Origin of the sequence: Collimonas sp., from assembly GCF_039923675.1 — a bacterium.
GTDB lineage: Bacteria > Pseudomonadota > Gammaproteobacteria > Burkholderiales > Burkholderiaceae_D > Collimonas.
Genome location: NZ_JBDTCG010000058.1, coordinates 13670 through 27263, shown reverse-complemented (window position 1 = coordinate 27263; position 13594 = coordinate 13670). Strand labels below are relative to the sequence as shown.

Here is a 13594-nt window from a genome sequence, read left to right as displayed (position 1 = left end):
GTTGCCTCGCTTATTGCCTCACTCATGCAGGCCCCACTGAATTCCATTGAAGAAAATTATGTCCGATCAGACCAGCAAACCAGAAAACACCAAGGTGGCGAAGCAAGCCAAGCCGCAAAGCAAGTACCCGGTCAACATGACCGAGACGCCCTTCCCGATGCGCGGCGATCTCGCCAAGCGCGAGCCGCAATGGGTCAAGCAATGGCAGGAAAAGAAGGTCTACGAGCGGATCCGCAAGGCCTCCAAGGGCCGTCCGAAATTCATCCTGCATGACGGCCCGCCGTACGCCAATGGCGAGATCCATCTGGGCCACGCTGTCAACAAGATCCTCAAGGACATGATCGTCAAGGCCCGTAACATGGCCGGCTTCGATGCGCCTTATGTGCCGGGCTGGGATTGCCACGGCATGCCGATCGAAATCCAGATCGAAAAGAAGTACGGCAAGAACCTGCCGGTGGCGGAAGTACAGTCCAAGGCGCGTGCTTACGCCAACGAACAGATCGACCTGCAGCGCAAGGACTTCATCCGCCTCGGCGTGCTGGGTGAATGGAACAATCCGTACTTGACCATGGCCTTCGGCAATGAAGCCGATGAGTTGCGCTCGCTCGGCACGATCCTGGAAAAAGGTTATGTGTACCGCGGCCTGAAGCCGGTCAACTGGTGCTTCGATTGCGGCTCCGCACTGGCGGAAGCGGAAGTCGAATACCAGGACAAGCGCGATCCGTCGATCGACGTCGGCTTCCCGTTTGCCGAGCCGGAAAAATTGGCTGCCGCATTTGGCTTGCCGTCGCTGCCGGCCGCTAAGGGTTATGTCGTCATCTGGACCACCACTCCATGGACCATCCCGTCCAACCAGGCGCTCAATGTGCATCCGGAAATCGACTACGCGCTGGTGCAGACCGCGCGTAACGGCGAGCCATTGCTGCTGATCCTGGCGCAAGACCTGGTAGAAGATTCGCTGCAACGCTTCGGCCTGGAAGGCACAGTCATCGCCACCTGCAAAGGCGAGGCGCTGTCGCTGATCAATTTCAAACACCCGCTGGCCGAGATGGATCCGGGCTACGACCGCCTGTCGCCGGTCTACTTGGGCGATTACGTCACCACCGAGAGCGGCACCGGTATCGTCCACTCGGCGCCGGCCTACGGCATCGAAGACTTTATCTCCTGCAAAGCGCATGGCATGAAGGATGACGACATCCTCAGCCCGGTGATGGGCGACGGCAAGTTCGCCTCATGGCTGCCGTTCTTTGCCGGCATGACCATCTGGGAAGCTTCCAAGCCGATCTGCAGCAAGCTGGAAGAAGCCGGCGCGCTGTTCAAGGTAGTCATGTTCGATCACAGCTACATGCATTGCTGGCGGCATAAAACGCCGATCATCTATCGCGCCACTTCGCAGTGGTTCGCCAGCATGGACAATGCGCCGAACGACGGCCACGCCAACCTGCGCACCACCGCATTGCAAGCGATTGAAGAAACCACTTTCTTCCCGAGCTGGGGCAAGGCGCGTCTGCACGGCATGATCGCCAACCGCCCCGACTGGACTCTGTCGCGCCAGCGCCAATGGGGCGTGCCGATGGCATTCTTTGTACATAAGGAAAGCGGCCAGCTGCATCCGCGTACGCCGGAATTGCTGGAACAGATCGCCAAGCGCATCGAACAGCACGGCATCGAAGCCTGGCAGGCACTGGATCCGAGAGAATTACTGGGCGACGACGCCGACAATTACCTCAAGAACAAGGACACGCTGGATGTCTGGTTCGATTCGGGTTCTACCCATCAAACCGTGCTGCGCGGCTCGCATGCCGAACAATTGCAGTTCCCGGCCGATCTCTACCTGGAAGGCTCGGACCAGCATCGCGGCTGGTTCCATTCGTCGCTGCTGACCTCGGCCATGCTGAACGGCCGCGCGCCGTACAACGCCTTGCTGACGCATGGCTTCGTGGTGGATGGCGAAGGCCGCAAGATGTCGAAGTCGCTGAAGAATGGCGTCGAGCCGCAAAAAGTGGCTGACTCATTGGGCGCGGAAATCCTGCGTTTGTGGGTGGCTTCCAGCGATTATTCGGGCGAAATCACGATCTCTGAAGAGATCCTGAAACGCGTGACGGAATCGTATCGCCGCATCCGCAACACCTTACGCTTCCTGCTGGCCAATACTTCAGACTTCAATCCGTCGAAAGATGCAGTGCCTATCGCCGACCTGCTGGAAATCGACCGCTATGCGATCGCCAGCATGGCGCAGCTGCAGACCGATATCCTGGCGCATTACGAGACGTATGAATTCCATCCGGTGATTTCGAAACTGCAGATGTACTGCTCGGAAGACCTGGGCGGCTTCTATCTGGATATCCTGAAGGACCGCCTGTACACCAGCGGCGTCACTTCGCAGGCACGGCGTTCGGCGCAAACCGCGATCTGGCATATCACCCAGGCGCTGCTGCGGGTGATGGCGCCGACGCTGTCGTTCACTGCGGAAGAAGCCTGGTCGTTCTTCGCCAGCCCGGAAGCATTTGCGGCCAGCGATGAAACCATCTTCACGCAAACTTTCTACACGCTGCCGGAAATCAGTGGCGCTGCCGCCCTGATCGAGAAATTCAGCGCCGTGCGTGCGGTGCGCGCCGACGTCACCAAGCAACTGGAAGAAGTGCGGGTAGCCGGCGGCATCGGCTCGTCGCTGCAGGCGGAAGTCGAAATCAAGGCTAGTGCGGCCAAGTACGCGTTGCTGACCAGCCTCGGCGACGACCTCAAATTTGTGTTGATCACCTCTAGCGCCAGCGTTTCGGAAGTGGCTACGGAAGCGGAAGAAGCGATCCTGGTGACGCCATCGGCCCAGCAGAAATGCGAACGTTGCTGGCACTATCGCGCAGATGTCGGCAGCCACCCGGAGCATCCAGGGCTGTGCGGACGCTGCGTCGCCAATCTGTTTGGCAATGGCGAACAGCGGCACGTTGCTTAAACCATTTTTCTCAACTGTCACGTCATTCCCGTGGAACGCGGGGATGACGCACAGTCTTCAAGCCGTTTTGCTGCAACACCTATTTAAGAAACAACTCATCTTATATGGCTACTAAAAAGCGCTCTTCGACCATTTCCACCTCATCCTCCAAATACGGCCTGGCGCCCTGGCTGGCGATTGCCTCGCTGATCCTGGTGATCGACCAGCTCACCAAGATCACCATCGTGCGCCTGTTCAGCTATGGCGAATCGCAGCCGGTCACCTCCTTCTTCAACCTGGTGCTGGTGTATAACAAGGGCGCCGCGTTCAGCTTCCTGTCGACGGAATCCGGCTGGCAGCGCTACCTGTTCACCGCGCTCGGAATTGCAGCCGCGCTGTTCATTACTTTCTTGCTGAAACGGCATGCCGGCCAGCGCATGTTCTGCACCGCGCTGGCGCTGATCCTGGGCGGCGCCATCGGCAATGTGGTCGACCGCATCGCCTACGGCCACGTGATCGACTTTCTCGACTTCTACATGCGCAACTGGCACTGGCCGGCTTTTAATATCGCCGATAGCGCGATCTGCGTCGGTGCGGTATTGTTCGTTATTGATGAGTTGCGTCGCGTAAACAAGTAAGCAAGAAAATCATAAGCAAAGCATGTTGACGCATGACTCCAGGAGCTGACATGGATCTTGCTGGTAAAAAAATTGTGCTGGGACTGACCGGCGGCATCGCCTGCTACAAGGCGGCGGAATTTGCACGGGCGCTGATCAAGGCCGGCGCCTCGGTGCAAGTGGTGATGACTGTTGCGGCGACGCATTTCATTACCACTGTCACCATGCAAGGCTTGACCGGCAAGACGGTATTTACCGATCAGTGGGATGCCCGCATCGGCAATAACATGCCGCATATCGACCTCACCCGCGATGCCGACGCGATTGTCATCGTGCCCTGCTCCGCTGATTTCATTTTCAAGCTGGCGCACGGCGCCTGCGACGACTTGCTGTCGACCTTGTGCGTAGCGCGTCCCGCTACTTTGCCTTTGCTGGTGGCGCCGGCGATGAATGTCGAAATGTGGCAAAACCCGGCGACTCAACGCAATCTGACGCAACTACTGGCAGACGGCATCCAATTGCTCGGCCCCGATGCCGGCGAGCAGGCTTGCGGAGAAGTCGGCATGGGCCGCATGCTGGAGGCACATGAGTTGCTGGAAGAAGTCGTTGCCTCATTCCAGCCCAAGCTGCTCAAGGGCAAACGCGTACTGGTGACTGCCGGGCCAACCTTTGAACCGATCGATCCGGTACGCGGCATCACCAACCTGTCGTCCGGGAAAATGGGTTATGCGATAGCACGCGCAGCATACGAAGCCGGCGCCGAAGTGACTTTGATATCCGGCCCGACTGCGCTCACCACGCCGTATGGCGTGCGGCGTATCGGCATCCAGACCGCGCAGCAGATGCACGATATCGTGATGACGCAGCTGACCGCCAACAGCGCCGCCAACGCGACCGATATCTTCGTCGCCGTGGCAGCGGTGGCCGACTGGCGGGTAGCCAATGCCAGCAGCCAGAAATTGAAAAAAAATGCCGACGGCAGCGCGCCGGAGCTGGTCTTCGAACAGAATCCCGATATTTTGGCAACAGTTGCAGCGCTGCCAAAACCGCCGTATTGTGTCGGCTTTGCCGCCGAATCGGAGAACTTGCTGCAGTATGGCGAAGCCAAGCGCATCCGGAAAAATGTGCCACTGCTGGTCGGAAATATCGGCCATGACACCTTTGGCAAGGACGATAATCAATTGGTATTGTTTGACGCCAATGGCCACACCGATTTGGCGCGCGCCGGCAAGCAGGAATTGGCACGCCAGCTGATCGCGGCCATTGCCAGCCGTCTTGGCAATTAGTCTCAAGCTTTAGTCTTACCTGTCTCTTTTAGCGTCAGCCCGTCGCCGCCCGTTTGATTACCGGCGATGAAAACCAGAATCAGCCTTGCTTGTGAATACCTGACGGGATTGCTCCTGCCATGCTTTTTCATTTGTTACGCTTGTCTTAATGCGCTTCTCTGCACTATCAGCACCATTTTCACTTTTCACTTATTAGATTGTTACCATTTCAATGAATATCATCGACGTCAAGATTCTCGACCCACGCATGCAAGATCAACTGCCGGCCTACGCCACCGAAGGCAGTGCGGGCCTGGACCTGCGCGCCTGCCTGGACGCCCCGCTGACGATCAAACCCGGTGAAACCCATCTGATTCCTACCGGCCTGGCGATCCATATCGGCGATCCGGCCTATGCGGCGATGATCCTGCCGCGCAGCGGCCTTGGCCATAAACATGGCATCGTATTAGGGAACCTGGTGGGCCTGATCGACTCTGATTACCAGGGTCAGCTGATGGTTTCCACCTGGAACCGCGGCACGACCGAATTTACCCTCAACCCGATGGAACGGCTGGCGCAATTGATTATTGTGCCTGTAGCCCGTGTCCGTTTTAATGTCGTAGCAGATTTCGAGAGCAGCGAACGCGGCGCAGGCGGCTTCGGCAGCACCGGAAAACATTGATGGAGAAAATAATGAGATTGACGAGCAGCCCCGGATGGCAGGGACTCAAGCGCTATGCTGCGGTGACCTTGCCGGTGCTATTGCTGGCAGCTTGCGCCAACACGGAAACGGTACCACCCGGGATAGAAAAGCCCGCCGTGATGGTCGCTCCAAAGCCGGCGGCAGTCACAGTGCCGCCGCAACAGGCGGAATTGAAAGCCCTGATCGGCTTGCAAGACCGTCTGTATGACGTGGCTGCACCCTTGCTGGTGAATAACGCGCTGCTGTGCCGCAACAATGCGCGCAACCTGCTCGGTTTCACCGCAAAAACCAAATATTCCTTTACGGCGGAATTCATCGCCGCCGCCAATTCCCTCGGCTTTACCGACCAGTTGCAAGTCACCGGCGTGCTGGCGGGCAGCGGCGCCGCCAAGGCCGGCCTGCAGCGCGGCGACCTGCTGGTGGCGATCCAGGACAAACCGGCGCCGGTCGGCGCCGACGCCGAACGCCAGACCGCCATGATGCTTGGTCCGCTGGTCAACGGTCGCACCAACATCAAGGTTACCGTTGCGCGCAATGGCAGCAACCAGACCTTGACCGTGCCTTTGACCCGCGCCTGCGCCTTCGGCATCGAACTCGGCAACACCGACAACGTGATCAGCTACGCCGACGGACGCCGCGTGCTGATCAGCGCCGGCATGATGAAATTCACCCAGAGCGACGATGAACTGGCGCTGGTGATCGCCAAGGAAATGGCGCACAACTCGCTGACCCACGCTTCGCGTCAGCGCAATACTGCGACCATGACCGGCGTCATCGACAACCTGATCCGTCTGCGGCCGGACACCACGCCGCTCAGCGGCGCGGCCGGCGTCAAGCCATTCCCGCAGCAGCTGGATGCCTCCGCCGACCGTTTGTCGCTGTTCATGGTGGCGCGCGCCGGCTACAAGGTTGATGGCGCTCCAGCGTTCTGGCAACGACTTGCGACGCAGTATCCAGCTACCGTGCTGAACGGCTATACCGCTATCCATCCTGCCACAGATTTCCGGATGAGCGCGATCCAGCAAACCGTCTCGGATATCCAGGCAAAGCAAGCCACCGGCACTACCATCCAGCCGTAAGCGCTACGCTCCATCGTCGCCAGGCGATGGAGCAATGATCAAATGCGGACCGGGCGGATATGAAAAAGCCTGAATCACTCACATGATTCAGGCTTTTTGCTTTTGCGACGCTGGCTGGATGCAAACTGCATTCAACTCCGCAGCAGCTTGTTCCAGTTGTATTGCAGTCTTACTCCACTTCAACCGTTTCCTCAGGCGCAGACGGCGTCGAGGTATCTTTCTCTGCGAAGTCCAGACTGATCTGGTCCTTGTCGTCGAGATCCACCGTCACGCGGCCGCCAGTCACCAGCTTGCCGAACAGCAGTTCGTCGGCCAGCGCCTTGCGGATCATGTCCTGGATCAGACGCGCCATCGGACGTGCGCCCATCAACGGATCAAAGCCCTTCTTGGCCAGGAATTTCCGCAGATTCTCGGTAAACACCGCTTCGACTTTTTTCTCGTGCAACTGCTCTTCCAGCTGCATCAGGAACTTGTCGACCACCCGCAAGATAACTTCTTCATCCAGCGCATGGAAGCTGATGATGGAGTCGATGCGGTTACGGAACTCAGGCGTAAACATGCGCTTGATATCCGCCATCTCGTCGCCGGCTTCCTTCTTATCGGTGAAACCGATCGAACGTTTTTGCAGGCTTTCCGCGCCGGCATTGGTGGTCATGATAATGATCACATTGCGGAAATCCGCCTTGCGTCCATTATTGTCGGTCAATGCGCCATGATCCATCACTTGCAGCAGGATGTTGAAAATATCCGGATGGGCTTTTTCAATTTCATCCAGCAGCAGCACCGCATGCGGCTTCTTGGTGACAGCCTCGGTCAGCAAACCGCCCTGGTCGAAACCGACATAGCCCGGCGGCGCGCCAATCAGACGGCTTACCGCATGGCGCTCCATGTATTCCGACATGTCGAAACGGATCAGGTCAATGCCCATGATGAACGCCAGCTGCTTAGCCACCTCGGTCTTACCGACGCCGGTAGGACCGGAGAACAGGAAGGAGCCGATCGGACGGTCGGTTTTACCCAGACCGGCGCGCGCCATCTTGATGGCCGACGCCAGCGCATCGATCGCAGGATCCTGGCCGAACACCACGTTGCGCAAATCGCGGTCGATGGTTTGCAGCTTGCTGCGGTCGTCCTGGTTGACCGACTGCGGCGGAATCCGCGCAATCTTGGCGATGATGTCTTCGATCTCGCCCTTGCCGATGGTCTTTTTCTGCTTCGACTTCGGCAGAATGCGCTGCGCTGCACCGGCTTCATCGATAACATCGATCGCCTTGTCCGGCAAATGGCGGTCGTTGATGAAACGGGCCGCCAGTTCAGCCGCGCTGGTCAATGCCGACGCTGAATATTTGACGCCGTGATGTTCTTCAAAGCGCGATTTCAGGCCGCGCAGGATCTGCACGGTTTGCTCAACCGTCGGTTCGTTGACGTCGATCTTCTGGAAGCGCCGCGATAACGCATGGTCCTTCTCGAACACGCCGCGGAACTCGGTATAAGTGGTGGCGCCGATGCACTTCAGCTGGCCGCTCGAGAGAGCCGGCTTCAGCAGGTTGGATGCATCCAGCGTACCGCCCGAAGCCGAACCGGCGCCGATAATGGTATGGATTTCATCGATAAACAAGATCCCGTGCGGGCTGTCTTTCAATTGCTTGAGCACGGCTTTCAGGCGTTGTTCAAAATCGCCGCGGTACTTGGTGCCGGCCAGCAGCGAACCCATGTCCAGCGAGTAGACAATCGCGTTTTGCAGGATTTCCGGAACTTCGCCCTGGGTGATGCGCCATGCCAGACCTTCCGCAATCGCGGTCTTGCCGACGCCTGCTTCGCCGACCAGCAAGGGATTGTTTTTACGGCGGCGGCACAAGGTCTGGATCACGCGTTCGACTTCGTACTCGCGTCCGATCAGCGGGTCGATCTTGCCTTCAGTCGCCAGCTTGTTCAGGTTTTGCGTGAACTGGTCGAGCGGACTTTCCTTGGCCTGGCCTTCGGCTTGCACTTCTTCAGCACCTTCCGAGGACTTTTGCGCATCGGCTTGCTGATCTTTGCGCACGCCATGCGAAATGAAATTGACCACGTCGAGACGCGTTACACCCTGCTGGTGCAGGTAGTAGACCGCGTGCGAATCCTTCTCGCCGAAGATCGCCACCAGCACATTGGCGCCGGTGACTTCCTTCTTGCCATTGGAAGCCGATTGCACATGCATGATGGCGCGTTGGATGACGCGCTGAAAACCTAGGGTCGGCTGGGTATCCACTTCATTCGAACCCGGCACCGTCGGTGTGTTGTCGCCGATAAAGATGGTCAGCGTTTTGCGCATATCATCGATGTTGACGGCACACGCACGCAGCACCTCTGCCGCGGACGGGTTGTCGAGCAAGGCCAGCAGCAGATGTTCCACGGTGATGAACTCGTGCCTTGCCTGTCGTGCTTCGACAAACGCCATGTGCAAACTTACTTCCAGTTCCTGCGCAATCATGCTTCCTCCATCATGCATTGCAGGGGATGCCCTGCTTTGCGTGCGTGCGTTAATACCAGTTCAACTTTTGTGGATGCGATATCTTTAGGATACACACCACACATGCCTTTGCCATCGCGATGCACCTTCAACATAATCTGGGTTGCGGCTTCACGATCCTTGTTGAAGTATTCCTGCAGGATGGCGACCACGAACTCCATTGGAGTGTAGTCGTCATTGAGCAAAAAAACCTGAAACATGGGGGGCGGCTTGAGCTTTTGCTCTTGTCGCGTCGCTACTGTGCCGTCTTCGTGCTTGGTTACCATGCGCCTATTCTAAAACCTTCCGACAATTGCAGTAACATCATTAGCGCCACACGCAATAAAATAACGTTTATATTGATATTACGCGTTTTCCGATTGCTATGCAGATGACGTTGGATGAGATTAAATCAAGAGCAAAAAATAGAGTAAAACCTGAAATTTAATTGCATTATGGAAATTACTTGACTTTTTTATTTTTTGCGCAAAGAATGACATTCATTGGTGAGCATGTTTCCGCTTATTAATAGAAGTGAGCAAGTTCTAGAAGGGGCAGCGTTACGCGAGGCTTCTTGCTTTTACGGCTCGTGTGATTGGTCATTATTTGAAAGACGCTATTTTATGGCAACAGGTACAGTCAAGTGGTTCAACGATTCTAAGGGCTTCGGCTTTATCACTCCGGACGACGGCGGTGAGGATTTGTTTGCTCACTTTTCCGCAATCCAGATGAACGGCTTCAAGACCCTCAAAGAAGGTCAAAAAGTCCAGTTCGAAGTCACGCAAGGCCCTAAAGGCAAGCAAGCTTCTAACATCCAAGCTCCTTAATTCCGCTTTGGCGTAATTAAGCTGTTTTTGTGAAAAACCTCACTGCGGTGAGGTTTTTTTATGGCCTCCTGATAGCGCTAACCGGAAGGCCGGCGTAAAAAAGCCAGAACGCATTCTGGCTTTTTTTACAACAATGGTAAAACTTACATGTTTTCGATCAGGACGTCGCCAAAACCGGAGCACGATACCTGTGTCGCGCCTTCCATCAGGCGGGCGAAGTCGTAAGTGACCTTTTTCGAGGTGATCGATTTCTGCATCGATGCAATGATCAGGTCGGCCGCTTCCAGCCAGCCCATGTGACGCAGCATCATTTCCGCCGACAGGATCAGCGAACCCGGGTTCACATAGTCTTTGCCTGCATATTTTGGCGCTGTGCCGTGGGTGGCTTCAAACATAGCCACCGAATCCGACAGGTTGGCGCCCGGAGCGATGCCGATACCGCCGACTTGCGCCGCCAGCGCGTCGGAGATGTAATCGCCGTTCAGGTTGAGGGTGGCGATGACGCTGTATTCGTTCGGACGCAACAGAATTTGTTGCAAAAATGCATCAGCGATCGAATCCTTGATGATGATGTCGCGGCCGGTTCTCGGGTTCTTGAATTTCGCCCATGGACCGCCGTCGATCAGCTCGGCGCCGAATTCCTTTTGCGCCAGGGCATACGCCCAGTCACGGAAGCCGCCTTCGGTGAACTTCATGATGTTGCCCTTGTGGACAATCGTCACGGACGGCTTGTCGTTGTCGATGGCGTACTGGATCGCCTTGCGCACCAGGCGCTCGGTGCCTTCGCGCGACACCGGCTTGATGCCGATGCCGGAAGTATTCGGGAAGCGGATCTTCTTGACCCCCATTTCCTTGATCAGGAACTCGATCAGCTTCTTGGCGCCTTCGCTACCCTCTTGCCATTCGATGCCGGCATAGATATCTTCCGAGTTTTCACGGAAGATGACCATGTCGGTCTTTTCCGGCTCACGCACCGGCGAAGGCACGCCCTTGAAATAACGCACCGGACGCAGGCAGACGTACAAGTCCAGCTCCTGGCGCAGCGCCACGTTCAGCGAACGGATGCCGCCGCCGACCGGGGTGGTCAACGGACCTTTGATCGACACCACATAATCCTTGATTGCCGCCAGGGTTTCTTCCGGCAGCCAGACGTCAGGGCCGTATACCTTGGTCGACTTTTCGCCGGCGAACACTTCCATCCAGCTGATCTTGCGCTTGCCGCCGTACGCCTTGGCTACAGCCGCATCCACCACCTTGATCATGACCGGGCTGATATCCACACCGGTGCCATCGCCTTCGATATAAGGAATGATGGGATTTTCTGGGACGTTGATCGAAAAATCAGCGTTGACGGTGATTTTCTTGCCTTCAACAGGCACTTTGATATGTTGGGACATCTGTATCTCCGGAGTTGGGAGGTGGGAAGCAACGAGATGGGATAGGAAGCACCCTAAGTCTTATATAAGACATAAGACAAGCATTTCGTATTATGCACTAGTATTTTACTAGCGGCTATGTTTTTGCGACACTAGGGGTATGCCCCTGATCCTATTCAATAAACCCTTCCAAGTCATGTGCCAGTTCTCGGCGCATCCCAGCCGCCCCACCCTCGCCGACTATATCAAGATCCCCGATATTTATCCGGCGGGACGCCTTGATGCAGATAGCGAAGGATTACTGCTTCTCACCGACGACGGCCAGCTGCAACATAATATTAGCCATCCCGCATTGAAACAGCCAAAGACTTATCTGGCCCAGGTTGAGGGGATTCCAGACAAACCCACGCTGGCGCGCCTGCGCGGCGGCGTCGACCTCGGCGATTTCGTCACCCTGCCTTGCCAGGCGCACATGGTGGAGACGCCGGACTGGCTGTGGCCGCGCGATCCGCCGATTCGCGAACGGCTAGACAAACCCACCAGCTGGCTGGCGCTGACCCTGACCGAAGGCAAAAATCGCCAGGTGCGGCGCATGACTGCGGCGGTCGGCCTGCCGACCTTGCGCCTGGTCAGGGTTGCGATTGGCCAGGTGTCGCTGCATAGCCATCCCTTGTGGCCCGGCGACATGCTGGAAATCGATCCGGATGAATTAAGTAAATTACAGAAGTAGCAGCTGATACAAATTGATACATATTTCCGCTCTTTTTTAAAATATCTGTCAACCATCCGTTTCCGGGCGTCGTTAATTGCAGTGATTCAAGTGAATCATCAACTGATTAACTCGCTAAAGAATGGATTTTAAAATGAACAAACTGATCGCTGCTCTGGTTGCTGGCCTGTTCGCTACTTCTGTATTCGCTGCTGACGCAGCCCCAGCTGCACCTGCAGCTCCTGCCGCAGCTGCTGCAGAAGCGTCGGCTCCAGCTGCCAAGAAGACTACGCACAAAGTCAAGAAAGCTAAAAAAGCAACTAAAGCCAAAGCTGAAAAAGCTGAAGCGCCAGCAGCTGACGCTGCTCCTGCTGCCAAGTAATTTCGGCATCAGTTAGAATGGAAAGGCAGGCCAGTCCTGCCTTTTTTTACGTCCTGAAACATTTAATATCCCGCCGCAACGCCTGCAACACCTCTCTGCCGATTTAGCTCTCTGTATAATCTCCCTACCCTACAGGAGCCTTACCGACATGAGAAAAATCCGCGCCATTTACCTCGCAGCAGCCACCGCAAGCATCGCCGCCTTTACCGCCCTGCCGGCAAGCGCACAGGAAAGCCAGCAACTCCCGACCATTTCGCTCAACATCGGCATCCACGTCATCAAGGCGGAAGTTGCGCACAGCGATGAACAGCGCGAACAAGGTCTCATGTTCCGCAAAAAAATGGGCGCCAACGAAGGCATGGTATTTGTGTTCGACACGCCCGCAGGGATCTGCATGTGGATGAAGAACACCCTGATCCCGCTATCGGTCGCCTTTATCGATAAAAAGGGTGCGATTTTGAATGTCGAGGAAATGAAAGCGCAGACGCTGGATTCGCATTGCGCCCAGGGCGCCGCGTCTTATGCGCTGGAAATGAACAAGAGCTGGTTCAAGGACAAGAATATCAAGCCGGGCACCGTGATTGAAGGCTTGCCGCAACTGTAAGCTGCAGTCATAAAACCGGCACGGCGGTCCGACCGCCGTAGCTGGCAAGCAGAACAATCAAAAACAAAACAGAAAAACCCTGCATAAGCAATCTTATGCAGGGTTTTTCTTAATTCAGCAACAAGCTAGTAAAAACCGCCGGGCCAGCCGGCGATCAAGTACTAATTAAGCAGCCAGTGCTTTCAGAGCAGCGTTCAGACGGCTCTTATGGCGTGCAGCCTTGTTCTTGTGGATGATCTTTTTGTCCGCGATACGGTCGATGATCGATACGGATTTTTGCAGGACCAGCGTTGCTGCAGCTTTGTCGCCGCCAGCATCGATTGCCTTGCGGGCAGCTTTGATTGCTGTACGCAGGGTCGAACGCTGACTGGAGTTGTGCAGGTTTTGCTGAACTGCTTGACGAGCACGCTTACGTGCTTGTGCGGTATTTGCCATTTATATTTCCTAAAACGAGGTCGGGAATGCTTACGCGGCAAACCTGACCGCGGCGCAGAATTCTGTAAAGCCATGGATTATAACCAGTTTTTAAGAAACAGGCAAATACCCCTTGCTTCCGAGGCAATTCTGTCGCAAGAAAACAAACATGCCAGAATGGCAATTCGATATCGCGTG

The 13594-nt window shown here is 56.1% G+C and carries 13 protein-coding genes; 9 read left to right on the top strand and 4 right to left on the bottom strand.

Translation table 11 applies throughout. From position 1 onward, the window contains the following. Nucleotides 1-58 precede the first annotated feature (58 nt). The 5 genes from ileS to ABI171_RS13130 all read left to right on the top strand — a co-directional run bounded on the left by ileS (nucleotide 59) and on the right by ABI171_RS13130 (nucleotide 6596). Nucleotides 59-2953, top strand: coding sequence for an isoleucine--tRNA ligase (gene ileS, locus ABI171_RS13150; protein WP_348093011.1), 2895 nt, complete (start codon nucleotides 59-61; stop codon nucleotides 2951-2953). Nucleotides 2954-3057: 104 nt separating this feature from the next. Then, on the top strand, nucleotides 3058-3570 hold the full coding sequence (gene lspA, locus ABI171_RS13145) for a signal peptidase II (protein ID WP_348093010.1): 513 nt from the start codon (nucleotides 3058-3060) through the stop codon (nucleotides 3568-3570). 50 nt (nucleotides 3571-3620) lie between these two features. Further along, on the top strand, nucleotides 3621-4835 hold the full coding sequence (coaBC, locus tag ABI171_RS13140) for a bifunctional phosphopantothenoylcysteine decarboxylase/phosphopantothenate--cysteine ligase CoaBC (protein WP_348093009.1): 1215 nt from the start codon (nucleotides 3621-3623) through the stop codon (nucleotides 4833-4835). A 211-nt stretch (nucleotides 4836-5046) separates the two neighbouring features. Next, the gene (gene dut, locus ABI171_RS13135) at nucleotides 5047-5496 is read left to right on the top strand and encodes a dUTP diphosphatase (protein WP_348093008.1); all 450 of its coding nucleotides are present in this window, start codon (nucleotides 5047-5049) and stop codon (nucleotides 5494-5496) included. 11 nt (nucleotides 5497-5507) lie between these two features. Next, nucleotides 5508-6596, top strand: a complete 1089-nt coding sequence (locus ABI171_RS13130) for a M48 family metallopeptidase (RefSeq protein ID WP_348093007.1) — start codon at nucleotides 5508-5510, stop codon at nucleotides 6594-6596. 169 nt (nucleotides 6597-6765) lie between these two features. Here the strand turns inward: ABI171_RS13130 and clpA are convergent, their stop codons facing one another. Further along, nucleotides 6766-9066 (bottom strand): ATP-dependent Clp protease ATP-binding subunit ClpA, encoded by a 2301-nt coding sequence (gene clpA / locus ABI171_RS13125; protein ID WP_348093006.1) that lies wholly within the window; start codon nucleotides 9064-9066, stop codon nucleotides 6766-6768. Further along, a complete protein-coding gene (gene clpS / locus ABI171_RS13120; protein ID WP_348093005.1) occupies nucleotides 9063-9371 on the bottom strand; it encodes an ATP-dependent Clp protease adapter ClpS in 309 nt (102 codons plus the stop codon). The genes clpA and clpS overlap by 4 nt, the downstream gene beginning before the upstream one ends. A 336-nt stretch (nucleotides 9372-9707) precedes the next feature. On the opposite strand from clpS, the gene ABI171_RS13115 reads away from it, so the two are divergent. Continuing rightward, complete coding sequence (locus tag ABI171_RS13115) at nucleotides 9708-9911, top strand: cold-shock protein (RefSeq protein WP_009665919.1); 204 nt, start codon at nucleotides 9708-9710, stop codon at nucleotides 9909-9911. 143 nt (nucleotides 9912-10054) lie between these two features. Here ABI171_RS13115 and icd read toward each other — a convergent pair whose 3' ends face one another. Continuing rightward, a complete protein-coding gene (gene icd / locus ABI171_RS13110) occupies nucleotides 10055-11308 on the bottom strand; it encodes an NADP-dependent isocitrate dehydrogenase (protein ID WP_348093004.1) in 1254 nt (417 codons plus the stop codon). 139 nt (nucleotides 11309-11447) lie between these two features. Between icd and ABI171_RS13105 the strand changes: the two genes are divergently transcribed. The 3 genes from ABI171_RS13105 to ABI171_RS13095 all read left to right on the top strand — a co-directional run bounded on the left by ABI171_RS13105 (nucleotide 11448) and on the right by ABI171_RS13095 (nucleotide 12982). Beyond that, nucleotides 11448-12017, top strand: coding sequence for a pseudouridine synthase (locus ABI171_RS13105; protein ID WP_348093003.1), 570 nt, complete (start codon nucleotides 11448-11450; stop codon nucleotides 12015-12017). 133 nt (nucleotides 12018-12150) lie between these two features. Then, entirely contained in the window at nucleotides 12151-12378 is a 228-nt protein-coding gene (locus ABI171_RS13100) for a hypothetical protein (RefSeq protein WP_348093002.1), read from the top strand. A gap of 148 nt (nucleotides 12379-12526) precedes the next feature. Continuing rightward, nucleotides 12527-12982 (top strand): DUF192 domain-containing protein, encoded by a 456-nt coding sequence (locus ABI171_RS13095; RefSeq protein WP_348093001.1) that lies wholly within the window; start codon nucleotides 12527-12529, stop codon nucleotides 12980-12982. Nucleotides 12983-13147: 165 nt separating this feature from the next. Here the strand turns inward: ABI171_RS13095 and rpsT are convergent, their stop codons facing one another. Then, nucleotides 13148-13417: a 30S ribosomal protein S20 gene (rpsT, locus tag ABI171_RS13090; RefSeq protein WP_061938064.1), complete on the bottom strand. Its 270-nt coding sequence runs from the start codon at nucleotides 13415-13417 to the stop codon at nucleotides 13148-13150. Nucleotides 13418-13594: the final 177 nt, after the last annotated feature.